This is a genomic window from Blastococcus saxobsidens DD2 (assembly GCF_000284015.1).
GTDB lineage: Bacteria > Actinomycetota > Actinomycetes > Mycobacteriales > Geodermatophilaceae > Blastococcus > Blastococcus saxobsidens_A.
This window is the reverse complement of record NC_016943.1, coordinates 140,515-165,325: the sequence shown is the minus strand read 5'-3', so window position 1 is coordinate 165,325 and position 24,811 is coordinate 140,515. Positions and strand designations below refer to the sequence as shown.

Genomic DNA, 24,811 nt, shown 5'->3' with positions numbered 1-24,811 from the left:
GCCCGTTCCCTCAGGACCCAACAGCGTGCCTACGACCGGACCCACCCACCGACACCCCGCTCCACACGCCACCGCAAGGTGACGCCGTACTAGGGGCAGCAGCAGCTGCCGGCCGAACTGGTCAGCGTTCCACCCTCGAGCACCACCCCACACACACGCCGGCACCCGCAGATGGGCACCGATCACGATGTGGGCGCAGCTCTGGACCACCCACTACCCCAGCGGAGCTGAGTGGGCGGCCAGTGCTCCTTAGAAAGGAGGTGATCCAGCCGCACCTTCCGGTACGGCTACCTTGTTACGACTTCGTCCCAATCGCCGATCCCGCCTTCGACGGCTCCCTCCACAAGGGTTGGGCCACCGGCTTCGGGCGTTACCGACTTTCGTGACGTGACGGGCGGTGTGTACAAGGCCCGGGAACGTATTCACCGCAGCGTTGCTGATCTGCGATTACTAGCGACTCCAACTTCATGGGGTCGAGTTGCAGACCCCAATCCGAACTGAGACCGGCTTTTTGGGATTCGCTCCACCTCGCGGTATCGCAGCCCTTTGTACCAGCCATTGTAGCATGTTTGCAGCCCTAGACATAAGGGGCATGATGATTTGACGTCATCCCCACCTTCCTCCGAGTTGACCCCGGCAGTCTCCTATGAGTCCCCACCATGACGTGCTGGCAACATAGAACGAGGGTTGCGCTCGTTGCGGGACTTAACCCAACATCTCACGACACGAGCTGACGACAACCATGCACCACCTGTGCACGGCCCTTACGGACCCACCATCTCTGGAGGATTTCCGTGCATGTCAAGCCTAGGTAAGGTTCTTCGCGTTGCATCGAATTAAGCAACATGCTCCGCCGCTTGTGCGGGCCCCCGTCAATTCCTTTGAGTTTTAGCCTTGCGGCCGTACTCCCCAGGCGGGGCGCTTAATGCGTTAGCTGCGGCACGGAACTCGTGGAATGAGCCCCACACCTAGCGCCCAACGTTTACGGCGTGGACTACCAGGGTATCTAATCCTGTTCGCTCCCCACGCTTTCGCTCCTCAGCGTCAGTTTCGGCCCAGAGACCCGCCTTCGCCACCGGTGTTCCTCCTGATATCTGCGCATTTCACCGCTACACCAGGAATTCCAGTCTCCCCTGCCGAACTCAAGTCCGCCCGTATCGACTGCAGACCCGAGGTTGAGCCTCGGGATTTCACAGCCGACGCGACGAACCGCCTACGAGCTCTTTACGCCCAATAATTCCGGACAACGCTTGCACCCTACGTATTACCGCGGCTGCTGGCACGTAGTTGGCCGGTGCTTCTTCTGCAGGTACCGTCACTCTCGCTTCGTCCCTGCTGAAAGAGGTTTACAACCCGAAGGCCGTCATCCCCCACGCGGCGTCGCTGCGTCAGGCTTCCGCCCATTGCGCAATATTCCCCACTGCTGCCTCCCGTAGGAGTCTGGGCCGTGTCTCAGTCCCAGTGTGGCCGGTCACCCTCTCAGGCCGGCTACCCGTCGTCGCCTTGGTAGGCCACTACCCCACCAACAAGCTGATAGGCCGCGGGCCCATCCCCAGCCGATAAATCTTTCCACCACCAGACCATGCGGTCAGCGGTCATATCCGGTATTAGCCCCAATTTCTTGGAGTTATCCCAGAGCCAGGGGCAGGTTGCCCACGTGTTACTCACCCGTTCGCCACTGATCCCCCCGCAAGCGGAGTTCACCGTTCGACTTGCATGTGTTAAGCACGCCGCCAGCGTTCGTCCTGAGCCAGGATCAAACTCTCCGTAGATGATTTGATCGCAGCTGAGAACCGCGAGCTGACACTCGCGATATCAATCAACCAAAGGAATCCCTGCCACAACCACAACAGCCATGGCACGGGGTATTACTTGGCACTGACTTTCGGCACGCTGTTGAGTTCTCAAGGAGCGGACGCGCACGAAACCCGGCCAATTTCTTGACCTTTGTTCGAGGCGGTATGTCCGACTGTACACCGGGCTCCGCAGCGGCTGAACCTCGGGGGTTCCTCCGGCGGTTTCCCGGGCCTCGCGGCCCGGTCCGTTCTCGCTCGGTGCAGGGAGAACCTTACACGGCCTCCGACGGTCGTGCACGGGGGGTCCCGGGAGGCCTTCCCTACCCCGCCGGGCACCCCATCCGAACCCCCGCGGCGGTGGTGGATCCGCGTGGTCGCGGGGCCCGGAGAGGGCTCAGGCCACGCCGCTGGGCCGGAACTGGACGCTCACCCGCGGCCCCACGGGCTTCGTCGTCTTGGGGATGCAGTGCTCCCAGGTGCGCTGGCACGAACCGCCCATGACCACGAGGTCTCCGTGACCGAGAGGGAAGCGCAGCGACTCCCCACCGCCTACGGGGCGCAGCAGAAGCGGCCGGGGCGAGCCGAAGGAGACGATGGCGACCATCGTGTCGGCGGAGCGACCCCGGCCGATGCGGTCACCGTGCCAGGCGACGCTGTCCCGGCCGTCGCGGTACAGGCACATACCGGCGGTGACCAACGGCTCGCCGAGCTCGGGGCCGTAGTGGCGGTTCAGCTCGGTGCGCGCGTCGGTCAGCAGCGAGTGCGGCAACTCCTCCTGGCCCGGGTACCAGCGCAGCAGCCGGGGGACGGCGACCTCGCGCTCGTACATCTGCCGGCGGTCCTCCCGCCAGCCGATGTCACCGAGCAGCACGTCGAGCACCTCGTCGGAGCCGGCCACCCAGCCAGGGAGGTGGTCGACCCAGGCGCCGCGGCCGAGGTGGTGGCGGACCACGCCGGCCAACGGTTCGAGGGTGGCCTGCTCTGCGAGGTCCCACATCGAGGGCTGGTGCGCCAGCGTCATGCCGCCACGCTACCGCCACTTTTCGCACAGTTGTGCGAAAAGCTGTGGATGGAGGGACCCTCCGGCCCGCTAGGCCGTGAGGGCGAGAGCGAAGGGCAGCACCCCGGCGGCACCGGCCCGCCGCAGCTCGCGACCGGCGACGGTCATGGTCCAGCGGGAGTCGGCGAGGTCGTCGACCAGCAGGACCGGCCCGGGCACCGACGACAGACGCTCCCGGAGCTCGGGGCCGACGACGATCCGGTCCCACACCGCGGCCAGCCGGAAGGCGCTGTTGCCGCCGGGCTGCCCGGTCGGGCCGCCGTGGGCCAGGGAGAGCTCGCCGAGGTACGGCAGGCGGCCCATGCCAGCCAGGCCCTGCGCCACCCCGCTCACCAGCTGCGGCCGGCGGCGCGACGGCATGGCCACCACGGCGGCCGGACGCTCCTTCCAGTCCCAGGCAGCGAGCACCCGCCCGCAGGCCCGCAGCAGTTCCTCGTCCGGGGGGACGTCGGAGATCGCGCGGCGCACGGGCACGTCGAAGGCCGCGTCCGGGTCCTCCTCGATGCTCGGCGCCTCGAGCTCCACCACGCCACCGACGCCGTCGTCACCGAGCAGGGATCGCAGGCGCTGCCCCCAGCCCAGGTCGGTGAGCCGGGCGACGGCACGGCCGGTCTCGAGCTGCTCCGACGGCGGGATCTTGCCCTTGACGTCGACGCCGAGCCGGTCGGCGCCGGTGGGCCACATCGCACGGGGCGCGAGCTCGACCCCGGGCCGGTCCAGGGCGGCGGACGCCGCCTCGGCCGCGGCCTCGGGCACGTCCGTGGCGTACCAGGGACCGGCGCAGACGTCGCAGCGCCCGCACGGCGCCGCGGTCGGGTCGTCCAGGGCGGACTGCAGGAAGGCCATCCGGCACTCGGCCTGGTCGACCGGCGTGGCGTAGGCGAGCATCGACCGCTGCTCGGCCTCGCGCGTGCGGGTGACCCGGGCATAGCGGTCGGCGTCGTAGACCCACGGCCGGCCGGTGGACCGCCAGCCGCCCTGCACCCGCTCCACCGCCCCGTCGACGGCGAGCACCTTGAGCAGCAGCTCCAGCCGGGAGCGGCGCACGTCGGCCACCGTCTCGAGCCGGGCCACCGACCACGCCTTGCCGTCGGCCATGGCGGTCAGCACGGCCGCGGCGTGGTCCTCCCGCGGCATGGAGGAGGTGGCGAACCACTGCCAGATCGCGATGTCCTCGGGGCCGGGCAGCAGCAGGACGTCGGCGTGCTCGACGGCGCGTCCGGCACGGCCGACCTGCTGGTAGTAGCTGACCGGCGACGACGGCGCCCCCAGGTGGACGACGAACCCGAGGTCGGGCTTGTCGAAGCCCATGCCGAGTGCCGAGGTGGCGACCAGGGCCTTCACCCGGTTCTGCCGCAGCGCCTCCTCGGCGTCCTTGCGGTCCGCGTCGTCCAGCCGGCCGGTGTAGGCACGCACCTCGTGCCCGGCGTCGCGCAGCAGGTTCGCCGTCTCCTCGGCGGCGGCCACGGTGAGCGTGTAGACGATGCCGCTGCCCGGCAGGTCGGTCAGGTGCGAGGCGAGCCAAGCCAGGCGCGCGCGGTCGGTGGGCAGCCGGAGCACACCCAGCCGCAGCGAGTCGCGGGACAGCGGGCCGCGCACGGTCGTCACGTCGACGCCGCCGGCGCCGAGCTGCTCGGCGACGTCGGCCACCACGCGTTCGTTGGCCGTCGCCGTCGTCGCCAGCACCGGGGTGCCGGCCGGCAGCGTGCCCAGCAGGTCGCGAATGCGGCGGTAGTCAGGGCGGAAGTCGTGCCCCCAGTCCGAGACGCAGTGCGCCTCGTCGACGACGACCAGCCCGCAGCGCGCCACCAGCCCGGGCAGCTGCTCCTCGCGGAAGCGGGGGTTGGTGAGCCGCTCGGGCGAGACCAGGAGGACGTCGACGTCGTCGGCGGCCAGACGGGCGGCGATGTCGTCCCACTCGGTCATGTTGGCGCTGGAGATCTCCACCGCGCGGATACCGGCGCGGGCGGCGGCGGCCACCTGGTCGCGCATCAGTGCCAGCAGCGGGCTCACCAGCAGGGTGGGCCCGGCTCCGCGGCGGCGCAGCAGCGCGGTCGACACGAAGTAGACCGCCGACTTCCCCCACCCGGTGCGCTGGACGACCAGAGCGCGCTGCGAGCGCTCGACGAGTGCGGCGACCGCGGCGTCCTGCCCCTCGCGGAAGACGGCGTCGGGCCGGCCGGTGAGCTCGCGCAGGATCTCCAGGGCCTCGTCTGCGATCTCCGACGGCGGGGCAGCGGTGGTCATGCCGACGACAGTAGGCACCCCCGGGGACAGGACGGGTGGCCGCGCGCCAGAGGTGGCGCGGAGCGCTCCGGCTCCCCAGCGGGGCTGTGAGGGGGACGGCGGTGGAGAATCCACAGGCGATGGCACACCAGGGGCAGCTTCCGGCCGACAACCACGTGCACACCCACTGGTCGTGGGACACGCCTGACTCGTCGACGATGCGCAGGGCCTGCGAGCAGGCGATCGCCCAGGGGCTGCCGGCGATCGCCTTCACCGAGCACCTGGACTTCACCATCTGGCAGGACGACGACCGTGCGACCACGGACGGGCTGGTCGACCGGCACCCCGCCCACCAGCTGCCCATCGACGTCGAGGGCTACGTCGCCGAGCTGGCCGAGTGCCGGGAGCGGTTCCCCGGACTGCGCATCTGGTCCGGCGTCGAGACCGGCGAGCCGCACCTGTTCGCCGCCAGCATCGCCCGGCACCTGCGCGACTCCCCGGTGGACCGGGTGCTCGGCTCGCTGCACTCGCTGTCCGACCGAGGCCGCCTCGTCGGCGTCGGCCGGCTGCTGCACGTCGACGCCGACGCCACGATGCGCCGCTACCTCGGCGAGATGGTCGGGATGATCGAGAGCAGCGACGTCTTCCAGGTCCTGGCGCACGTGGACTTCCCGCGGCGGTACTGGCCCGGCGGCTCCCACCGGTACGTGGAGAAGGACTACGAGGAGGAGTACCGGGCGGTCTTCCGCGCCCTGGCCGGCACCGGCCGGGCGCTGGAGATCAACACCAGCAGCCCGCTGGCCTCGGCGGACCAGGTGCGCTGGTTCCACGAGGCGGGCGGCGAGGCGGTGAGCTTCGGCAGCGACGCGCATGCGCCGACCGCGGTGGGCCAGAAGTTCGACCTCGCGGTGGCCGTCGCCGAGGCGGCCGGATTCCGACCCGGGCGCGACCGGTTCGACTTCTGGCGCCGCTGACGCAATCCGTCCCCGCGACTACTTCACCGCTAAGGAATTGGCGGCTAGGGTCGACCGGGTGACGTCGCCGCGCCGTGTCGTGATCGCCCTCGGAGGCAACGCCATGACCGGACCCGACGGCTCGGCGACGCCCGAGGCGCAGCGGGACGCCATCCGCGAGGCGGCCGGCCACATCGCCGAGGTGGTCGCGGCCGGGGTCGAGGTGGTCCTGACCCACGGGAACGGCCCACAGGTGGGCAATCTGCTGGTGAAGAACGAGCTGGCCGCGCACGAGGTGCCGCCGGTCCCGCTGGACTGGAACGTCGCCCAGACGCAGGCGACGATCGGCTTCACCGTCGCCGACGAGCTGGACGCCGCCCTGCGGGCCCGCGACCTGTCCCAGCGCACCGCCGCCCTGGTCACCCGCACCCTCGTGGACGCCGACGACCCGCACTTCGCCGAGCCCTCCAAGCCGGTCGGCCGCTTCCTCCCCCGCGAGCGGGCGGAACGGTTCGTCGCGCTCGGCCAGCGGTGGGAGGACCGCGGCGAGAAGGGCTGGCGCCGCGTCGTCGCCTCGCCCGAGCCGCTGACCGTCGTCGACTCCGCCGCCGTGCACGCCCTGGTCGCCGCCGGGTTCGTCGTCGTCTGCGCCGGCGGCGGCGGCATCCCGGTGGTCGATGACCACGTGGACGGGCACGCGCTGCGCGGCGTCGAGGCGGTCATCGACAAGGACCTGACCGCCGCGATCCTCGCCCGCGACGTCGACGCCGACACGCTCGTCATCGCCACCGACGTCCCGAACGTGATGGTCGACTTCGGCACGCCGTCGCAGCGCCCACTGGGAAGGGTCACCGCCGGCGAGCTGCGGGAGCTCGCCGCCGCCGGTCAGTTCTCCCGCGGCTCGATGGGCCCCAAGGTCGAGGCCGCCCTACGTTTCGTGGAGGCCGACGACTCCGCAGACGGACGACGCAGAGCCGTCATCAGCTCGCTCCAGCACATCGCCGACGCCGTTCGCGGCGACGACGCCGGCACCGTCCTCACCTCCTCCTGAAGGGAATCCGCATGCCCGCTCCGATCGAGGTCCGCAAGGTCCCGCTGCACAACGTCAGTGACGCCTCCGAGCTGGCCAAGCTCATCGACGACGGCGTGATGGAGGCCGACCGGGTCGTCGCCGTCATCGGCAAGACGGAGGGCAACGGCGGGATCAACGACTACACGCGGATCATCGCCGACCGCGCCTTCCGCGAGGTGCTGCTCGAGAAGGGCACGCGCTCGCCCGACGAGGTCAAGCAGATCCCGATCGTGTGGTCCGGCGGCACCGACGGCGTCATCAGCCCGCACGCGACGGTCTTCGCCACGCTGCCCGAGGACTCGGTCGAGAAGACCGACGAGCCGCGGCTGACCGTGGGCTACGCGATGAGCGACGTCCTGCTGCCCGAGGACATCGGCCGCGTCGCGATGGTGGAGAAGGTCGCCGAGGGCGTGAAGAAGGCGATGGAGGCCGCCGGCATCACCGACCCGGCCGACGTGCACTACGTGCAGACGAAGACGCCGCTGCTGACGATCGACACCATCCGCGACGCCCATCAGCGCGGGGAGACGACGATCCTGGAGGAGCCGCACGGCTCCATGGACATCTCCAACGGCACGACGGCGCTGGGCATCGCGGTGGCGCTCGGCGAGATCGAGATGCCGACGCAGGAGCAGGTCATGCGTGACCTCTCCCTCTACAGCGCCGTCGCCTCCTGCTCGTCGGGCGTGGAGCTGGACCGGGCGCAGATCGTCGTGGTCGGCAACGCCCGCGGCCACGGCGGTGCGTACCGGGTCGGCCACTCGGTGATGAAGGACGCGCTGGACCAGGACGGCATCTGGGCGGCGATCCGCGACGCCGGCCTCGAACTGCCCGAGCGTCCGCACCACACCGACCTGGGCGGCCGCCTGGTCAACGTGTTCCTCAAGTGCGAGGCCTCGCCGGACGGCAAGGTCCGTGGGCGCCGCAACGCCATGCTCGACGACTCCGACGTCTCCTGGCACCGCCAGATCAAGGCGACGGTCGGTGGGGTGACGGCGTCGGTGACCGGTGACCCGGCGGTGTTCGTGTCGGTGGCCGCGGTGCACCAGGGCCCGTCCGGCGGCGGACCGGTCGCGGCGATCGTCAAGGCGTGACGGCAGCGGTTCCTCGAGGGGCATCGCGGCCGGCACCGGCCAGCGAGGAGCGGCCCGGGGCGCGGAGCCGCGCCTTGCGCACGGCGTAGCCAGAGCACGCAGGCCTGCCTTCGGGGACGCAGGGGTCCGGACGACGGTCCGGACCCCTGCGTCCCCGGAGTCGGTGGCGGAGCCGCACCCGGTGGCGGAGCTGTGGCGAGCGGGGACCGGCGGCCTGCCACGCCGGCGGTCGCGACGGGCAGGATGCGGCCGGTGTGCCGGACCAGGAACTCGTCGGCGGCGTCGTCGCGGCCGGCAGTTGTCGGCAATGCACAGCGCATTCCTGACTCCTGTCCCAGAAGGAGCCCGAGTCACCGAGTCGACGATTTCGAGCCGGCCACCAACAGCCATTTCGGGTACGGGCAGGCGCGGAACCGCACCACTGGATCGGCGCGCCTGATCGGGCCGGCGCACACGCGGATCTACGGTCCTCGCCGAACCCTTCGCCGACTCCGGGCGGGCCAGGCCCGCGGTTCGCCGAGCAGCTGTGGGAGGGATCGAGTCGTGCGCCGGTCGACGTCGCGGGAGTTCGTACCGTCCATCCCACCTCCTGCGCCGCCTGCCGTCCCGGCGTCGCCGGCGGCACGCCCGACGCGGCGGCGGGCCACCGAGCGGGACACCAGCATGGAAGCCGCCGCTCAGCAGGCCGGCGTCCTCGCCCAGGCCTCGCGCGAGGTGTCCGACACCTCGTCGGAGGCGGCCGCCTCCCTGGCCGAACTGCGCTGCGCCATCGCGGACATCGCCACCAGCACCGGCCGGGCGTCCACGATCGCCGAGGAAGCGGTGCAGGAGGCCCGCGCCGTCGACGAGCGGATCGCCGCGCTGCAGGCGGCGAGCGAGTCGATCACCGAGTTCGTGCGCCTGGTCGGCGCGATCAGCCAGCAGAGCCGCTTCCTCGCCCTCAACGCCTCCGTCGAGGCGGCCCGCGCCGGCGACGTGGGCCGCGGGTTCGCGGTGGTCGCCGACGAGGTGAAGGAGCTGGCCGGCCGCACCGCCCAGGCGGCCCAGGACATCGACGCGCAGATCAAGGCGGTGCAGCAGGAGACCCGGCAGGCGGTCGAGGCGGTGCGGCGCATCACCGGCACGCTCGGGTCCATCGCCGAGGCCCAGGACACCATCGCCGCCGCCGTGGAGCAGCAGCGCGCGGCCACCGACCGGGTCATGGACAACGTCGACCGCGCCGCGAACGGCTCCGCCCGGATCACCGAGGCCGTGGGGCAGCTGGCCGACAGCCAGCGCGTGGTCTACGTCCGCCGGGCGCTGGCCGTGGCCGAGCAGGTGCTCGCCGACCTGGGCGGCGCGCAGCTGGGCGAGGGCCGGGCCACGCACACCGTGCGCGACCAGGCCACCGGCGCGACGCACAGCGCCCAGCTCCCCGACCTGCTGATCGGCGGGACGCCCCTGGACCGCAGCGACGACCCGCGGCGGCCGTCGGCTCTCGTCGACGAGGTGGTGCGGCAGATCGGCGGCAGCTGCACGGTCTTCCAGCGCCTGGACGGCTCCGGCAGCATGGTGCGGGCCGCCACCACGGTCCTCAACCCGGCCGGGCGGCGGAACGTGGGCACCTACATCGCCCGGACCGATCCGGACGGCACGCCGAACCCGGTGCTGGCCGCGGTCCTCGCCGGGGAGACGTACACCGGCGCGGCCACCGTCGCCGGTCGCCAGTACTTCACCGCCTACACCGGGCTCTACGACGGGTCCGACCTCATCGGCGCCCTCTACGTCGGCCTGCCGCTGGACTCGATGCCGGGTTCGGCCGGCTGACCGCCGACCTCCCTCGGCTGGCCTCCACCGTCCTCTAGGTTGGGCGATCCCGGTGCAGCGGCGCCGCTGGACCGACGAGGGGGACGTGGTGGACCGGTGGCAGCGGATCAACGCGGTGCTGCCGGCGCTCGTGCTGGTGCTGGTGGTGCTGGGTTCGCTCTCCAGCGGTCCCGGGAACAGCCTGATGGGCCTGTCCGCGCTCGCCCCGCTCGTGGCCGCCACGTCGCTGAGCCGACAGGGCACGGTCATGTACGGCGCGGCCGCGTTCGTCCTCGCGACCGCGCTCGGCATCGTCGAGCAGCAGTACACGGCCGACACCGCGGTGGCGCAGGGCGTCCGGCTCACCGCGGTGGTGCTGAGCACCGTGCTCGCCGTGGTGACCTGCGACCTGCGCCTGCGGCGGGAGGCCCAGATCGCCCGGCTCAGCGCCGAGGCGGCCGCCACCCAGGCGTCGGTCCGCACCGGGGAGACCCTGCAGCGCGCACTGCTGGGTGGCGACCCCCAGGTGCCCGGCCTGCTCACCGCCGCCCGCTACCTGCCCGGCGCGCGGGAGGCCTACGTCGGCGGCGACTGGTACGACGCATTCCCCCTGGCCGACGGCCGGACGATGCTGGTCATCGGCGACGTCGCCGGCCACGACGCCCCCGCTGCGGCCGCGATGGCGCAGATCCGTGGCATGCTGCGGGCGCTGGCGCGGTCGGGGCACAGCCGGCCCGGCGGCGTCCTCACCGCGCTGGACGACGTCCGGTCCCGGCTGGGGATGGACACGCTCGTGACCGCCACCGTCGCCACCGTCGACTCCCGGATGCTCGACGGGAACGTGGTCCCGCTGCGCTGGTCCAACGCCGGTCACCCACCGCCGGTCCTGGTGCACGCCGACGGCATGGTCGAGGTGCTCGAGCGTGGGGCCGACCTGCTGCTGGGCGCCTTCGCCGGCGGCCCTCCGCGTGCGGACCACGAGGTCCTGCTGCACCGCGGGGACACCCTGCTGCTCTACACCGACGGCCTGGTCGAACGGCGCGACATGACCCTCGACGACGGGACCGCCTGGTTGGTGCGGGCGCTGCAGGACCTGGGCCGCGAGCCCCTGGACCGGATGTGCGACGGGCTGCTCGGCGCCCTCGGCAGCCGCGGCGACGACGACATCGCCCTGCTGGCGGTCCGCCTGCCGTCCTGACCGGTCCCGCGCGGCGGGGACCGGGCCGCACGCGGGTGCCGCGGCGGCCGCGATGCCCCACCATGGGTCCACCGCCCGACACGGACGGCCGGCGTCGCCATCCCGTAGGAGACCGATGACACCCACCCGCCTGCTCGCCGCCCTGCTCACCGCCACCGTGCTGACCGCCTGCGGCGGCGACGACCCGGGATCGGGCGGCGAGGCGGCGGCGGAGTTCCCGACGGAGAACGTGCGACTGCTGGTGCCCTACACCGCCGGCGGGCCGACCGACATCGCGGCACGGGCACTGGCGAAGCACATGGAGGAGGAGCTCGACCAATCCGTCGTCGTCGAGAACCTCCCGGGCGCCTCGGGCGCCACCGCCTACCAGCAGCTCATCGCCGCCGAGGCCGACGGGCACACGCTGTCGATGACCGCCCTGCCGACCGCGGTGCTGAACTACCTGAGCAACGACGTCGGCTACACCGCCGAGGACTTCTCCTACATCGGCGTCGTCACCCGCGTGCCGTCGGGCATCCTGGTGCCCGCCGACTCGCCGTACGAGGACCTGGAGTCGCTCTTCGAGGCCGCGAAGGCAGACCCCGGCTCCGTCACCGTGGGTACGCCCGGCGCCACGAACACGCATGCCGCCGAGACCCAGCGGATCACCCAGCTCTACGACGTCCCGCTCACCGTGGTGCCCTTCAACGGCAACGCGGAGGTGCAGACGGCGCTGCTCGGCGGGAACGTCACCGCCGGCTTCGTGAACCTCTCCCAGGACATGCTCCCGGCCGTCGAGTCCGGTGACCTGCGCGTCCTCGCCGTCGGCAGCGAGGAGCCCCTGCCGTACGTCGACGCGCCCACCTTCGTCGAGCTGGGTTTCCCCGAGCTGGTCCAGAGCACGACCACCTTCGGGGTGATCGCGCCCGCCGGGATCCCCGACGAGGTGACGCAGACCCTCGAGGACACGCTGCGCAGCGCAGCGGAGGAGTCGTCGGTGGTGGAGACGCTGGACGAGCGCTACGTGCCCGAGGAGTTCATCGGCAGCGAGGGCCTGGCCGAGCTGTTCACCGAGACCGAGGAGACCTTTCGCGACGTGATGGGCGGGTGAGCCCGGGACCACCGGGCGGCCCCGCCGGTCGGCCGGCCGCAACCGCCGTCGAGCACGTGCTCACCTGACGCGCGAGATCTGCACACTCGGGGCTTCCAGGCGCGTGATGGCCACGAGTGTGCAGATCTCGCGGAGGTTCAGGCGGTGCGGGCTGCCTCGGCGAGCGCGGCCAGCGCCTGCTCGAAGCACTCCTGCGGCGGCTGGACGAGCCCGGCGCCGACCTGGCCGGTGCCGGCGATCCGCCCGGCCATGCCGGTGTTGATCTGCGGCAGCCAGCCGGTGCGGGCCACCTTGAGCACGTCGATGCCGGTGGGTGAGCCGCGGAAGCCCATGATCGGGATGGCCATGGCCGGGTTCTCGGTGAGCGTGAGCTGGTACATCCGCTCGGTCGTCGCCAGCGCGTCGGGAACGGTGCCGCCGACGAACCGGACGATCGCGGGTGCGGCGGCCATGGCGAACCCGCCGACGCCGTAGGCCTCCATGATGGCGGAGTCACCGATGTCGGGGTTGGCGTCGTCGGGGCCGTAGTCGCCGAGGAACAGCCCGACCGGGGTGTTGGCCGGGGCGGTGAACCAGCGGTCGCCGGTGCCGGCGGTCTGGATGCCGAACTCGGTGCCGTTCCGGGACAGCACGGTCACCATCGAGGAGCCGGGGACGTCGCGGGCGGCGTCCGTCGCGAGCTTCGCCGTCGGCATGCCCAGGTTGAGGAAGAAGTGCTCGTTGCCGCCGATGAAACGCAGTACTGCGGCTATGTCATCGGCGGAATGGCCGGACGAGGCGGCGTCGACGGCCACGATCGACGGCGAGAGCTCACGCAGCGCCATCAGCGACCCCGCGCGGTTGCGGTTGTGCCCCTCGTCGCCCATCTGCAGCATCTGGGCGAGGATCCCCTTGACGTCGATGGGGTCGTTGCCGGCGTCGATCGAGCCGCGCACGGCCTTCGACAGGATCGGCCCGAGCACGTCGCGCATCCAGCGCAGCCGGGCCTGCACCTCCTCGTTGAACGCGCCCATGCGCAGGACCTTGCCGAGGCCCTCGTTGAGGTTGCAGTAGGCCCGGCCGCCGCCGACCGGGTCCTCCAGGCACCACATCCACATCGACGGGCTGGTCACGCCGGCCATCGGGCCGACGGTGCGGTGGTGGTGGCAGGGGTCGAGGGTGATCGCGCCGGAGGCGAGCAGGATCTCGGCCTCCTCGACGTCGTCGGCCCAGCCCTCGAACAGGCAGGCGCCGACCAGCGCGCCCCGCATCGGGCCGGAGGCCGTCTCCCAGGTGAGCGGCGGGCCGGAGTGCAGCAGCGTGCGGTCCTCGAGCCCGATCACCTCCCGGGCGGGGCGGACGTCGACGAGCACCGACCCGGCGGCCAGCAGCCGCTCGACCGCAGTGCGGTTGGCCGCGGCGCGGCGGGCGTCGAGCGCGAGCGCGGCGAGGTCGGCCGGGTCGCCGAAGCCCGGCGGGCGCCAGTCGACGTCGGAGACCTCGGCGCCCTGGGCACGCAGCGCCTCGGAGAAGACGTCGACGCCGGCGGCGACGATGGACGGCGGGCCGGACAGCAGGTTCCCGAGACTCATGCGCGAGCTCCCAGCAGGTCGAGGGCGTACCGCGTGGCCGCGGCGTTGGAGGAGAAGACGGCGGCGCCGGCGGCGGCCAGCGCGTCGGCCTGGCGTGACCAGCCCTGCGGATCGCCCTCGGTGCCGATCAGCGCGACGACCACCGGCAGCGAGCGTGCGGCGCGGGCGGCCTCGAGCGCGGGCACGAGCGCCCCGGCCGGGTCGGGGTCGGCGCCGTGGCCCAGGACGACGTCGAGCAGCAGCACGGCGGGCTCGTCGGAGGCGGCGAGGCCGGCGATCGCCTCCAGCCGCAGCGTCGGGTCGATCATCGGGTGCGCGCGGCCGACCGTGAGGGCGTCGTCGCCGAAGTCGATCACCAGGTGCCCGGAGGCGGACAGGTCCGTACCGAGGCCCAGTCCGGGTTCCAGCGGGGTGTTCGAGCGGATGCCGCCCAGCGCCGGGGAGGCGAGCAGCATGGCCTCGTCGGCCAGCGTGCCGCCGGAGTAGAGCCCCTTGAGCACCGCTCCGGGCACCGCTGCCTCGGCCGGCCCGGGCCGCGCCGGCCACACCGGCACGTCGAGGCCCATGTCGGCCAGCAGCGCCTCGACCGCGGCGGTGAGGTCGGGGCTCTCCGGGGAGAGCGCGGCGGACCGGACGGGGACGCCCAGGCCGTCGGCGAAGGACGTCACCGCGGCGGCCACCGACGGCGCCGGGGGCTTGGACACCAGCAGGACCCGCTCGGTGGCCGGGTCGGCGTCCAGGGCGGCGAGGGCGTCGAGGGTCGCGAGGCCACCGACGGCCTCGGAGAGGTCACGTCCGCCGACGCCCAGCACGTGCGAGACGCCGACGCCGGCCATGTCGAGCAGGCAGGAGACCTGCTGGGCGCCGGTGCCGGAGGCGGCGACCAGCCCCACGGTGCCGGGGCGGACGACGTTGGCGAAGCCGAGGGCCACGCCGGAGACGATCGCCGTCCCGCAGTCGGGGCCCATGACGAGGACGCCGGCGTCGTGCGCGGCCCGCTTGAGCGCGACCTCCTGCTCGACCGGGACGCCGTCGGAGAAGACCAGCACGCTGCGGCCGGCGGCGATCGCGTCGGCGGCCTCCACGGCGGCGTAGGCGCCGGGCACGCTGACGATCGCCAGGGCCGGGACGTCCGGGGCGAGCTCGTCGAGGCCCGCGCCGACCGTGCGGTGCGGGATGGCATCGGCGGTGCCGGTGGAGCGCTCCCGCTCGGCGAGGGCGGCGTCGACGTCGGCGAGCGCGGCGGCGAGCGCGTCGTCGTCCTCGGCCCGGACGGCGATCAGCAGCTGCTCGGGCGAGACGTCACCGTCGGGAGCCAGGCCCATGCCGGCCGCGAGCTCCAGGTTCAGCGGCGTCGCCATGGCGACCAGCACGGCGGAGACGCCGTCCCGCGCGCCGATCCGGCGGCTCACCTGCATCAGCTTGACCGAGTCGGCGTAGACCCCGGAGCGCAGTTGCACCGAGACCGCCGCGTCTCCGCGGGCGGGGGCTGGGGAACTCATCCCTGGACCGTACCGACGGATTTCTCAGCGGTGAAGTATCCACATCTCGGTGGCACAACAATTTAGCGCTGAGGTACTTCCGTCAGGGCTGTGTGCGGTGACACAGTGGCGCCTCGCGGTGGGGACGATGCCCGTCGGCCCGCACCGCATCGAGACGAAGTGCACGTCGAGGAGGCACTCATGGCGTTCGGGTGGAAGCTCTACGGGGATGGCAAGACGCCCCCGCTCGGTGAGGCCGTCGCTCCCGACGAACGCCTCTCCTGGCCGCGCACGGTAGGGATCGGCGCGCAGCACGTCGTCGCCATGTTCGGCGCGACGTTCGTCTTCCCGCTCATCATGGGGCTGGACGCGAACCTCGCGATCATGATGAGCGGTATCGCGACGATCATCTTCCTGCTGATCGTCAAGGGGCAGGTGCCCAGCTACCTGGGCACCAGCGCCGCCTTCGTCGGCGGTGTGCTGGCGGTACGGGCGCAGACCGACAGCGACGCCGCCGTCCTGGGCGCGATCCTGGTGTCCGGCGTCGTGCTGGCCCTGGCCGGCCTGGTCATCCACTTCATGGGCCCCCGGGCGATCAACGCCGCACTGCCGCCGGCGGTCACCGGGGCAGTCGTCCTGCTGATCGGGTTCAACCTGGCCCCGGTGGTGGCCAACGTGTACTGGCCGCAGGACCAGTGGGTCGGCCTGGCGACCATGACGTTCGTGATCGTCGCCTCGCTGCTGCTGCGCGGTTTCTGGTCGCGGATCTCGATCCTGCTCGGCCTGATCTTCGGCTACCTGTTCTCGGTCCTGCTCGACGTGATCGCTGGTCCGATCACCTCGCCGGACGGCACGGGGGCGGTCGTCACCCGCGACCGGATCAACTTCGACGCGGTCGCCCAGGCCGACTGGATCGGGCTGCCGGAGTTCACGGCCCCGAGCTTCTCGGTGCCCTTCACCCTGCTGGTGCTGCCCGCGGTGATCGCGCTGATCGCCGAGAACGCCGGGCACGTCAAGGCGGTCGCCGCGATGACCAAGCGCGACCTGGACCCGGTCATGGGCCGGGCGGTGTTCGCCGACGGTGTCGCCACCGTCGTCGCCACCTCGGTCGGCGGCTCCCCGACGACGACGTACGCGGAGAACATCGGGGTCATGGCCGCCACCCGCGTGTACTCGACGGCGGCCTACTACGTGGCCGCGATCGTCGCGATCCTGCTGGGCCTGGTGCCGAAGTTCGGCGCGCTGATCAACATCATCCCGGGCGGGGTGCTCGGCGGGATCACCGTCGTCCTCTACGGGATGATCGGCCTGCTCGGCGCCAAGATCTGGAAGGAGAACCGGGTCGACTTCGCCAATCCGATCAACCTGGTGCCGCTGGCGGCCGGGATCATCATCGCCATCGGCAACGTGACCCTGAACGTCACCGACACCTTCCCGCTGAGCGGCATCGCCCTGGGCACGATCGTCGTCGTCGTCGGCTGGCACCTCGCCCGGGCCGTGGCGCCCGCGGAGATGAAGGCCGCGCTCCTCGAGGAAGGCGGATTCGTGGACGGCACCGGGCCGGCCCTGGGGCACGCCGGTGGGCACGAGGTCCGGCCGGACCCGTCGTCGGTCGACCAGGTCGGCCGGCCGGGGGTCCTCGGCGGCTCCACGCCGGGAGACGAAGGCGCGCACCGCCGATGAAACCCGCTCCCTTCCGCTACGCCGATCCCCGGACCCTCGAAGAAGCCATCGCGGCCCTGTCGAGCGAGGGTGCGGGCGCCAAGGTGCTCGCCGGTGGCCAGTCGCTGCTCCCGCTGCTCTCCATGCGGCTCGCAGCGCCGGCCGTCCTGGTGGACATCAACCGGGTGCCCGGCCTCGACACCGTCGAGATCACCGGGGACGGCGTGCGGGTGGGAGCACTGGTCCGGCACAACGCACTGCTGAAGGACGACGCCGCTGCCCGGGTCCAGCCGTTGCTGGCCCGGGCGGGGGCGTTCGTCGCCCACCCGGCGATCCGCAACCGGGGCACCACCGTCGGCTCCATCGCGCACGCCGACCCTTCGGGCGAGATGACCTCGGTCCTCGCCCTGACCGACGGCACCGTCACCGTGGCCACCCCGGCCGGCGTCGAGACCGTGGCCTGGCGCGACTTCTTCGTCGGCCCGCTGGAGACGTCGATCTCCGGCCCGGCCGTCGTCACCTCTGCTCTCTTCCCCGCGCTGCCTCCCCGCTCGGGGACGGCGTTCGACGAGGTCGCCCGCCGCAAGGGCGACTACGCGGTGTGCGGCGCGGGCGTCGTCGTCACCCTGTCCGAGGACCGCCGCATCGAGTCGGTACGCGCCTCCTACGTCTCCGTGGGGCTGACCCCGGAGGTGCACGACCTGACCGAGGCCGTTGCCGGTTCACCGGTGGAGCAGGCCGACTGGGCCGCCGCCGGGGCGCTGGCCCGCACGCTGGTCGACCCGGACACCGACATCCACGCCAGCGCGGACTACCGGCGGCTGCTGGTGGGCGTGCTGACCGAACGCACCTGCGTTTCCGCCGCCGCGGAAGCCGCTGGGAGGGCTGCATGACCGACTCCGAACGGACCATCAGCGTCACGGTCAACGGTGTTCCACGGAAAGCGACCGTGCCGGTGCGCCGGCTGCTGTCGGATGCGCTGCGCCACGATCTCGGGCTGACCGGCACGCACGTCGGCTGCGAGCACGGGGTGTGCGGGGCGTGCACGGTGATCGTCGACGGCGATCCGGTCCGCTCGTGCCTGATGCTCGCCGTCCAGGTGGACGGGTCGTCGGTGCAGACGGTCGAAGGTCTCGCGCGCGACGACCACCAGGGCGGGCAGGCGCTGCACCCGGTGCAGGAGGCCTTCCGCGAGTGCCACGCCCTGCAGTGCGGCTTCTGCACGCCGGGCTTCCTGATGACGATCGCCGCGGGGCTCGAGTCGCGGAACAGCGCCCAGGAGATCTCCGAGGAGGAGGTCGACGAGCTGATCGGCGGCAACCTCTGCCGGTGCACCGGCTACGCCAACATCAAGAAGGCCGTGCGGCACGCCGCCGCCGCGATGAAGGACGACGCCTGATGCTCCCGGCCACCGTAGGCAGAGGAACCCATGCCTACGTTCTGAGCCCGAAGACGCAGGTAGAGGTTCCTATGCCCGAGAGGGGCGACCGGTGACGACGAAGCTGTTCGGCGAACCGGTCCGCCGGCGCGAGGATCAGCGCCTGATCACCGGCAAGGGTCGCTACCTCGACGACATCGGCCACTCCGCGCTCGCCGCCGCCTTCGTGCGGTCGCCGCACGCCCACGCCCGGATCACCGACATCGACGTCGAGGCTGCCCTGGACGTCGAGGGCCTGGTCGCCATCTACACCTACGACGACCTCACGGGACCGATGGCCGAGCCGCTGCCGGTGCTCATCCCGCACCCGCAGCTGACCGAGCCGCGCACCGGGTACCCGCTGGCGCGCGACGTCGTCCGGCACGTCGGCGAGCCGATCGTCATGGTCGTCGCGACCGACCGGTACGTCGCCGAGGACGTCTGCGACCGCATCGTCGTCAGCTACGAGGAGCTGCCGGTCGTCGTCGGCGTCGACGCCGCGCACGAGGCGAGCTCGTGCGTGCACGACGACGTCCCCGACAACGTGGCCGCCCGGCACCACCAGGAGACCGGCGACGTCGAGCCGGTCCTGGCGGCCTCGCCGCGCACGCTGAGCTTCACGCAGTACATCGAGCGCAGCGCCAGCATGCCGATGGAGGGCAAGGGCGTGCACGCGCGGTGGGACGCCGACGACCGATCGCTGCGGGTCTACACGAGCACCCAGGCGTCGACGTCGGTCCGGGCGGCGATAGCGGCGAAGCTCCAGCTCTCGCTGGACACGGTGGAGGTGATCGCACCCGACGTCGGCGGCGGCTTCGGCGTGAAGATCATGCACCCGTGGCCCGAGGAGCTGCTGGTCCCCATGGCGGCGATCGCGCTGGGGCGGGAGGTGAAGTGGGCCGAGGACCGGCGCGAGCACTTCATCTCCTCGGCGCACGAGCGGCAGCAGCGCCAGGACATCACCGTGGGGTACGACGACGAGGGCCGGATCACCGCGCTCGACGTGCACGTCCTGCACGACAACGGCGCGTATACGCCCTACGGGATCATCGTCCCGATCATCACCGCCACCCAGCTGGTCGGCCCGTACGCGATCCCCGTCTACCGGGTGCGCGTGGACAGCGTCTACACCAACACCGTCATCGTGACGCCGTACCGCGGCGCCGGGCGGCCGCAGGCCTGCTATGCGATGGAGCGGACGATGGACCGCATCGCCGACGAGCTGGGGTTGGACCGCGCCGTCGTCCGGGAGCGGAACCTGATCCAGCCCGACCAGTTCCCCTATGACCACCACCTGACGTTCCAGGACGGCCGGCCGGTCATCTACGACTCGGGCGACTACCCGGGGCTGCTGGACAAGCTGCGGGCGCTGGTGGGCTGGTCGGAGGCCGATCGTCTCCGTGCGGAGGCGGCCGCGCGCGGGAAGCTGCTCGGCGTCGGCATGGCCCTGTACGTGGAGGGCACCGGGCCCGGGCCGTACGAGGGCGGGCACGTGCAGGTGCTCGGCAGCGGCAAGGTGCTGGTCTCGACCGGGCTGACCTCGCAGGGCCAGGGCCACGAGACGGCGTTCGCGCAGATCGTGGCCAGTGAGCTCGGGGTGCCGATCGAGGACGTCGAGGTGACCACCGGTGACACCCGGCGGTTCGGCTACGCCGTGGGCACCTTCGCCTCGCGGGCCGCGGTGATGAGCGGCAACGCGATCGCACTGGCGGCCCGGGGTGTGCGCGAGAAGGCGCTGCGGATCGCCGCGGACGTGCTCGAGGTGGACCCGGGCGACCTGGAGATCGACGAGGGCCTGGTGCAGGTGCGCGGGGTGCCGGGGTCGTCGATCCCGCTGCGGACCGTCGCCGTGCTCTCCAACCCGCTGCGCTACGCGTTCGACGAGGCGGCCAAGCAGGCGACGCAGTTCGCCAAGGCCGGGGACAACGACAAGCCGCCGGTGGCCGAGGGCGATGCGCCGGGGCTGGAGCACCGCGACTACTACTCACCGATCCGGTCGACGTTCGCCTCCGGTGCGCATGCGGCGATCGTGGAGATCGACCCGGCCACCTGGGAGATCGACATCGTGAAGTACGCCGTGGTGCACGACTGCGGCAACGTGGTGAACCCGATGATCGTCGAGGGCCAGGTGCAGGGCGGCGTCGCGCAGGGCGTGGGCGGCGCGCTGTACGAGCGGATGGTCTACGACCGCGACGGCCAGCTGACGAACGCCTCCTACATGGACTTCCTGATGCCCTACGCCTCCGAGGTGCCGGACATCGACATCGACCACCAGCAGACGCCCTCGCCGCTGAACCCGCTGGGCATCAAGGGCGCCGGCGAGGCCGGCGTCATCCCCGGGACGGCGGCGATCGCCTCGGCGATCGAGGACGCGGTGGGACGGCGGATCGCGTCGATGCCGATCTCCCCCACGGAGCTGTACGACCTGGTGCGGAACGACTCGTCGGAGATGACCGCCACGGCTGCGCGCCGGGCGGGGACTGGAGTGATGGCGTGAACCTCGACGGCTCTGCGGTGCTGCACGGCGACCCCGAGCAGGTGTGGGCCGTGATCACCGACCCGGCCGTGCTGGCGCGGACCATCCCCGGTTGCGAGACGCTCGAGCAGGTCGGCGACGACGAGTACCGGATGAACGTCTCGGTGGGCGTCGGCGCGATCCGCGGGACGTACGCGGGCGAGGTCAAGCTGTCGGACAAGGCCCACCCGACGTCGTACGTCATGCACGCCTCCGGGGCCGGTGCGCCCGGCAACGCTCGGGCGCAGGTGACGATCAACCTCGAGCCGGCCGACGCCGGGATGACGACGCTGACCTACTCGGCCGACGCCGTCATCGGCGGGCCGGTCGCGGGCGTGGGCCAGCGGATGATCACCGGCGTCGCGAAGCGGATGGCCGGGCAGTTCTTCAAGGCGATCGACGACGAGCTGACCGGTGCCGCGGTCCCTGCCGCCGCTGCTCCGTCGGCCGCCGCGGTGAGCTCGACGGCCGCGCCGGCTGCTCCCGGTGAGGCGGCCGCCGCCCCGGCGCCTGCGGTGTTCGCAGGCAAGGCGGGCGTTCCCGCGGGAACGCCCGGCGACGTCCAGACCCTGGCGCTCGGCGCCGTCGGCGGCGCCGTGCTGACGCTCATCGGCGTGCTGGTCGGCTACCGTCTCGGCCGCCGCGGGTAATCGCTCCTCGGGTGGCAGACCTCCGGGGCTCAGCTGCCCGGCTGCGCCACCACGAGTCCGGCGGCCTCGGCGGCCGCGGTCAGTCGACCGTCGTAGGCGACGAATGCGGCGAGATCGGCACCGATCTGCAGGGCGCTCGCCAGGTGGAGCGCGTCACGACTGCGGAGATCGGTGCCGGGCAGTCCCGCCGCCAGGCCGAGAACGTCGTCGTCGGGTGGGACCAGGTGGAGTGCGGCGACGACGGCGCGACCTGTCTCCAGCAGACCGTTCGTCGAGCCGCCGACACGACCGGAGCACCTCGACCCGCGCCAGTGTGCTGCTGATGAGCGGCGCACCGGGCCGATCGGCCAGCCGGCGTCGCAGTTCGGCCGTGTGCACCTCGGCTCGGACCAGCTTGAGCAGCGCCGAGGAGTCCAGATAGATCACCAGCGGTCCGCCCGGAGGTCGTCCAGCACCTCGCCGGTCGACGGTCCCTCGACGTGCATCGGTTCCGGGAGACGGAGGGGACCCCGGGCGGGAAGGAGCTTCCCTTCAGCGACCAAGCGATCACGGGCCGAGTCGGCTGGGCGCGGTGGGGTGAGCAGCGCGATGAGCGTGCCTCGTTCGGTGATCTCGACGGATTCTCCCGCCTTGACGCGCGCCAGGTACTTGCTGACGTTCTGCCGGAGCTCGCGTACCCCGACCCGTAGCACCCGACGACTGTAGGACCGGGTGTGCTACAGGGCGCCAGTCGTATCCGTCGCCGAGACGGCGGCGAGCACCATCCCGAGCAGCGCGACCGCGACCAGCTCGGCCGCCGGCACCCGCCCGCGGTGCGGCACGAGCAGCAGGGTCGTCCTCGCGGTGCGACGCAGGCCGCGATCCCCGCCGACGAGGGCCGAGCGCCCCGCTGCGCCGCGCCCCGTCCCCTTGTCCTGCAACGAATGCACGCCCACCATCTCGTCCATCCGGCAGTGGGGGGACAGGCGGGGTCATGAGCCGTGGATCCGTCGGCGCCAGCATCGGCAGGGGACTGGACACCCGCAGAGATCGCAACAGGGCCGCCGTCACGACGTGGCGCTACCTGCGGCTGGCACTCGTCGGGCTCGCGCTCGGACTGGCCTGCGCCGTGCTCTACGAGCGGTCCGCGGTCGACGACTGCTGGCAGACGTCGATCAGCGCGTACTACTACACGCCGGTCCAGAGCTTCTTCGTCGGCGCGCTGGTCACCATCGGCGTCTGCCTCATCTCCCTCCGCGGGGCGAGCGACGGAGAGGACGTGCTGCTCAACCTCGCCGGCATCTGCGCTCCCTTCGTGGCCCTGGTCCCGACGCCCGACACCGGCGACTGCGGCTCCGTCCTGACCGACACGGCCAACCGTGCGGTCACCATCGACAACAACGTCACCGCCCTGCTGTTCGTCGCCTGGATCGCCCTGGGAGCGGCGGCCGCGCTCGGCTTCACCGGGACCCGCGAGGAGCCCCCGCAGCAGCCGTCGCCGGTGGACCTGATCGGCTTCGGCATCGCCCTCGTCGCGCTCGGCCTCACGACGTGGGCCTTCCTCGACCAGGAGGCGTGGTTCGCGGCCAATGCCCACGACGTCGCCGCGATCTGCCTGTTCTTCTTCGTCTTCCTCAACGTGTGCCTGAACGCCGTCCAGCGGCACCTGGTGCGGGAGAAGGCGGGTCTGCCGACGTTCTGGCTCAACCGGTACACGCTGGTAGCCCTGGTCATGCTCGGTGACGCGATCCTGCACTACGTCCTCTGGAGAAACGGGTGGCCGTACTGGGTGCTCACCATCGAGTTCAGCCTCATCGGCCTGTTCGCGCTGTTCTGGTCGCTGCAGACCGCCGAGCGCTGGGCCGACGGCGTCAGCCCCGAACCGGCACTTGGCACGCCGCCCCGGCGCGGCGGGGAGCGGGACGCCACTCTCCCGTCTGATCCGGCACCCGTCGGCGGGTCGGGAACCACCGCCGGGCGGACGTGACCCGGCGGCAGGCGACCGACTCCGGCCCGTGCCGGGGCCGGCCGGTTCGGAGGCCGACACCGGGAAGTTAGTGCAACAAGGTAACCATGTACTAGATTCACGGCATGTCCGCAGGGGTGCAGGTCTTCGACCGGCTGCTCGAGATCGCCCTCCTCGTGCAGGCCGACATGGCGCGGGAGCTCGAGCCGGCCGGCCTCACCCCGGCCCGCACGCACCTGCTCTGGGAGGTGCACCAGCGCGGCCCGTCCAGCCAGCGCGCCCTGGCCACCGCCCTCGACGTCACCCCCCGGAACGTGACCGGCCTGGTCGACGCACTGGAGGAACGCGGCTTCGTCCGCCGCGAGCCGCATCCCACCGACCGGCGGATCACGCTCGTCACCCTCACCGAGCAGGGCGCGCGGACGACGGCGGAGATGGAGAAGAGCCACCGGGAGATCGCCGCCCACCTGGTGGCCGGCTTCGACGCCGACCGGCTCGAGCAGTTCCGTACCGACCTGGACACCATCGCCGCCCGGCTGCACGAGCTCATGGATCCGGAGGCCCGATCGTGACGACCGCCGAGAAGCGCACCGCCTGGCAGCTGGTCCGGCACGTCGCCGTGCTCGCGGTCCGCCTGGAGATCGCGATCTGGCAGAGCCTCTACCGGTTCCTGCTCCGCCGTCCCCGGGTGCCGGCCGGCGCCGTCCCGTTCACCTATCACCGGGTCGTGCTGCCGGTGATCATCACGTTCATCGTGGTGTCGGCAATCGAGGTGGTCGCCATCGACCTGCTCGTCCAGCGCTGGCCGCTCGTCCGGATCCCCCTGCTGGTCCTCGGCATCTGGGGGCTCACCTGGATGTTCGGCTACCTCGCGGCCATGGTCACCCGGCCGCACGGCGTCGGCCCGGACGGCATCTCGGTCCGGTACCTGGCCGAGATCGATGCCCTGGTCACGTGGGAGGCGATCGGCCGGGTCGTCCGGCAGTCGCAGCCACGGGCGGACAAGGCGCCACGGCTGGTCCGGGACGACGACGGCGCAGGCACCCTCCAGCTGTGGATGCACGACCAGACCAACGTCGACATCCACCTCGAGCGGCCGGTGGTCGTCCGCATGCCGGACGGCGCCGAGGAGGTGCGCACCATCCGGCTGTTCGCCGACGACGCGACCGGGTTCCTGGCCGAGGTCCGCCGGCACGCCCCCTCGGTGACCGGCCCCGCGGGAAAGGCCCCCCGCAGCACCTGACAGCCAGTGGGATGCCCGGCGCGGACGTCGGCGCTGCCGGACGGCGCACCCCG

The 24,811-nt window shown here is 72.0% G+C and carries 21 protein-coding genes and 1 rRNA gene; 14 read left to right on the top strand and 8 right to left on the bottom strand.

The features are described 5' to 3' along the window. Positions 1-253: 253 nt before the first annotated feature. The 3 genes from BLASA_RS00720 to BLASA_RS00710 form a co-directional block, all read right to left on the bottom strand. Positions 254-1,772, bottom strand: a 16S ribosomal RNA gene (locus BLASA_RS00720). A gap of 418 nt (positions 1,773-2,190) precedes the next feature. Then, the gene (locus BLASA_RS00715; protein WP_014374072.1) at positions 2,191-2,817 is read right to left on the bottom strand and encodes an alpha-ketoglutarate-dependent dioxygenase AlkB; all 627 of its coding nucleotides are present in this window, start codon (positions 2,815-2,817) and stop codon (positions 2,191-2,193) included. A 69-nt stretch (positions 2,818-2,886) separates the two neighbouring features. Then, positions 2,887-5,103, bottom strand: a complete 2,217-nt coding sequence (locus BLASA_RS00710; RefSeq protein WP_014374071.1) for a RecQ family ATP-dependent DNA helicase — start codon at positions 5,101-5,103, stop codon at positions 2,887-2,889. Positions 5,104-5,204: 101 nt separating this feature from the next. Here BLASA_RS00710 and BLASA_RS00705 point away from each other — a divergent pair, with 101 nt between their 5' ends. From BLASA_RS00705 to BLASA_RS00675, 6 genes are all read left to right on the top strand, one after another. Further along, entirely contained in the window at positions 5,205-6,056 is an 852-nt protein-coding gene (locus tag BLASA_RS00705; protein ID WP_014374070.1) for a PHP domain-containing protein, read from the top strand. A 58-nt stretch (positions 6,057-6,114) separates the two neighbouring features. Then, positions 6,115-7,086 carry a carbamate kinase gene (locus tag BLASA_RS00700; RefSeq protein ID WP_014374069.1) on the top strand — a complete coding sequence of 324 codons (972 nt, stop codon included), beginning with the start codon at positions 6,115-6,117 and terminating at the stop codon, positions 7,084-7,086. Between the two features lie 11 nt (positions 7,087-7,097). Then, positions 7,098-8,201, top strand: a complete 1,104-nt coding sequence (locus tag BLASA_RS00695) for a ring-opening amidohydrolase (RefSeq protein ID WP_014374068.1) — start codon at positions 7,098-7,100, stop codon at positions 8,199-8,201. Between the two features lie 663 nt (positions 8,202-8,864). Next, the gene (locus BLASA_RS00685) at positions 8,865-10,007 is read left to right on the top strand and encodes a Cache 3/Cache 2 fusion domain-containing protein (protein WP_014374067.1); all 1,143 of its coding nucleotides are present in this window, start codon (positions 8,865-8,867) and stop codon (positions 10,005-10,007) included. A gap of 52 nt (positions 10,008-10,059) precedes the next feature. Continuing rightward, the gene (locus tag BLASA_RS00680; protein ID WP_014374066.1) at positions 10,060-11,184 is read left to right on the top strand and encodes a PP2C family protein-serine/threonine phosphatase; all 1,125 of its coding nucleotides are present in this window, start codon (positions 10,060-10,062) and stop codon (positions 11,182-11,184) included. Between the two features lie 115 nt (positions 11,185-11,299). Further along, positions 11,300-12,274 carry a tripartite tricarboxylate transporter substrate binding protein gene (locus BLASA_RS00675; RefSeq protein WP_014374065.1) on the top strand — a complete coding sequence of 325 codons (975 nt, stop codon included), beginning with the start codon at positions 11,300-11,302 and terminating at the stop codon, positions 12,272-12,274. Positions 12,275-12,411: 137 nt separating this feature from the next. On the opposite strand, the gene BLASA_RS00670 is transcribed toward BLASA_RS00675, so the two are convergent. Further along, complete coding sequence (locus BLASA_RS00670; protein ID WP_014374064.1) at positions 12,412-13,845, bottom strand: DUF1116 domain-containing protein; 1,434 nt, start codon at positions 13,843-13,845, stop codon at positions 12,412-12,414. Next, positions 13,842-15,347, bottom strand: a complete 1,506-nt coding sequence (locus BLASA_RS26175; RefSeq protein ID WP_014374063.1) for a succinyl-CoA synthetase subunit alpha — start codon at positions 15,345-15,347, stop codon at positions 13,842-13,844. The genes BLASA_RS00670 and BLASA_RS26175 overlap by 4 nt, the downstream gene beginning before the upstream one ends. 180 nt (positions 15,348-15,527) lie before the next feature. On the opposite strand from BLASA_RS26175, the gene BLASA_RS00660 reads away from it, so the two are divergent. From BLASA_RS00660 to BLASA_RS00640, 5 genes are all read left to right on the top strand, one after another. Further along, the gene (locus tag BLASA_RS00660; RefSeq protein WP_014374062.1) at positions 15,528-17,009 is read left to right on the top strand and encodes a uracil-xanthine permease family protein; all 1,482 of its coding nucleotides are present in this window, start codon (positions 15,528-15,530) and stop codon (positions 17,007-17,009) included. Beyond that, on the top strand, positions 17,006-17,881 hold the full coding sequence (locus BLASA_RS00655; RefSeq protein ID WP_014374061.1) for an FAD binding domain-containing protein: 876 nt from the start codon (positions 17,006-17,008) through the stop codon (positions 17,879-17,881). The genes BLASA_RS00660 and BLASA_RS00655 overlap by 4 nt, the downstream gene beginning before the upstream one ends. After that, complete coding sequence (locus tag BLASA_RS00650) at positions 17,878-18,387, top strand: (2Fe-2S)-binding protein (protein WP_014374060.1); 510 nt, start codon at positions 17,878-17,880, stop codon at positions 18,385-18,387. The genes BLASA_RS00655 and BLASA_RS00650 overlap by 4 nt, the downstream gene beginning before the upstream one ends. A 91-nt stretch (positions 18,388-18,478) precedes the next feature. Further along, positions 18,479-20,902 (top strand): aerobic carbon-monoxide dehydrogenase large subunit, encoded by a 2,424-nt coding sequence (gene cutA, locus BLASA_RS00645; protein ID WP_014374059.1) that lies wholly within the window; start codon positions 18,479-18,481, stop codon positions 20,900-20,902. Beyond that, on the top strand, positions 20,899-21,570 hold the full coding sequence (locus BLASA_RS00640) for a CoxG family protein (RefSeq protein WP_014374058.1): 672 nt from the start codon (positions 20,899-20,901) through the stop codon (positions 21,568-21,570). Before cutA ends, BLASA_RS00640 begins: the two co-directional genes overlap by 4 nt. A 153-nt stretch (positions 21,571-21,723) precedes the next feature. On the opposite strand, the gene BLASA_RS26460 is transcribed toward BLASA_RS00640, so the two are convergent. From BLASA_RS26460 to BLASA_RS00625, 3 genes are read right to left on the bottom strand one after another with little or no spacing between them, the layout of a single operon-like run. Continuing rightward, entirely contained in the window at positions 21,724-21,948 is a 225-nt protein-coding gene (locus BLASA_RS26460) for a hypothetical protein (RefSeq protein WP_419761017.1), read from the bottom strand. Between the two features lie 44 nt (positions 21,949-21,992). Beyond that, a complete protein-coding gene (locus BLASA_RS00630; RefSeq protein WP_014374056.1) occupies positions 21,993-22,262 on the bottom strand; it encodes a type II toxin-antitoxin system Phd/YefM family antitoxin in 270 nt (89 codons plus the stop codon). A 24-nt stretch (positions 22,263-22,286) separates the two neighbouring features. Further along, positions 22,287-22,499 carry a hypothetical protein gene (locus tag BLASA_RS00625; protein ID WP_014374055.1) on the bottom strand — a complete coding sequence of 71 codons (213 nt, stop codon included), beginning with the start codon at positions 22,497-22,499 and terminating at the stop codon, positions 22,287-22,289. 44 nt (positions 22,500-22,543) lie between these two features. Between BLASA_RS00625 and BLASA_RS00620 the strand changes: the two genes are divergently transcribed. The 3 genes from BLASA_RS00620 (at position 22,544) to BLASA_RS00610 (ending at position 24,758) form a co-directional block, all read left to right on the top strand. After that, entirely contained in the window at positions 22,544-23,536 is a 993-nt protein-coding gene (locus BLASA_RS00620) for a hypothetical protein (protein WP_014374054.1), read from the top strand. A gap of 104 nt (positions 23,537-23,640) precedes the next feature. Further along, positions 23,641-24,087, top strand: coding sequence for a MarR family winged helix-turn-helix transcriptional regulator (locus BLASA_RS00615; RefSeq protein WP_014374053.1), 447 nt, complete (start codon positions 23,641-23,643; stop codon positions 24,085-24,087). Next, positions 24,084-24,758, top strand: a complete 675-nt coding sequence (locus BLASA_RS00610; protein ID WP_014374052.1) for a hypothetical protein — start codon at positions 24,084-24,086, stop codon at positions 24,756-24,758. The genes BLASA_RS00615 and BLASA_RS00610 overlap by 4 nt, the downstream gene beginning before the upstream one ends. Positions 24,759-24,811 lie beyond the last annotated feature (53 nt).

Excerpts from the sequence above, each read along its gene's own strand:
- BLASA_RS00715 (WP_014374072.1), bottom strand. The coding sequence starts at position 2,817 with ATGACGCTGGCGCACCAGCCCTCGATGTGGGACCTCGCAGAGCAGGCC.
- BLASA_RS00710 (WP_014374071.1), bottom strand. The coding sequence starts at position 5,103 with ATGACCACCGCTGCCCCGCCGTCGGAGATCGCAGACGAGGCCCTGGAG.
- BLASA_RS00695 (WP_014374068.1), top strand. The coding sequence starts at position 7,098 with ATGCCCGCTCCGATCGAGGTCCGCAAGGTCCCGCTGCACAACGTCAGT.
- BLASA_RS00685 (WP_014374067.1), top strand. The coding sequence starts at position 8,865 with ATGGAAGCCGCCGCTCAGCAGGCCGGCGTCCTCGCCCAGGCCTCGCGC.
- BLASA_RS00675 (WP_014374065.1), top strand. The coding sequence starts at position 11,300 with ATGACACCCACCCGCCTGCTCGCCGCCCTGCTCACCGCCACCGTGCTG.
- BLASA_RS00670 (WP_014374064.1), bottom strand. The coding sequence starts at position 13,845 with ATGAGTCTCGGGAACCTGCTGTCCGGCCCGCCGTCCATCGTCGCCGCC.
- BLASA_RS26175 (WP_014374063.1), bottom strand. The coding sequence starts at position 15,347 with ATGAGTTCCCCAGCCCCCGCCCGCGGAGACGCGGCGGTCTCGGTGCAA.
- BLASA_RS00660 (WP_014374062.1), top strand. The coding sequence starts at position 15,528 with ATGGCGTTCGGGTGGAAGCTCTACGGGGATGGCAAGACGCCCCCGCTC.
- BLASA_RS00655 (WP_014374061.1), top strand. The coding sequence starts at position 17,006 with ATGAAACCCGCTCCCTTCCGCTACGCCGATCCCCGGACCCTCGAAGAA.
- BLASA_RS00650 (WP_014374060.1), top strand. The coding sequence starts at position 17,878 with ATGACCGACTCCGAACGGACCATCAGCGTCACGGTCAACGGTGTTCCA.
- BLASA_RS00620 (WP_014374054.1), top strand. The coding sequence starts at position 22,544 with ATGAGCCGTGGATCCGTCGGCGCCAGCATCGGCAGGGGACTGGACACC.
- BLASA_RS00615 (WP_014374053.1), top strand. The coding sequence starts at position 23,641 with ATGTCCGCAGGGGTGCAGGTCTTCGACCGGCTGCTCGAGATCGCCCTC.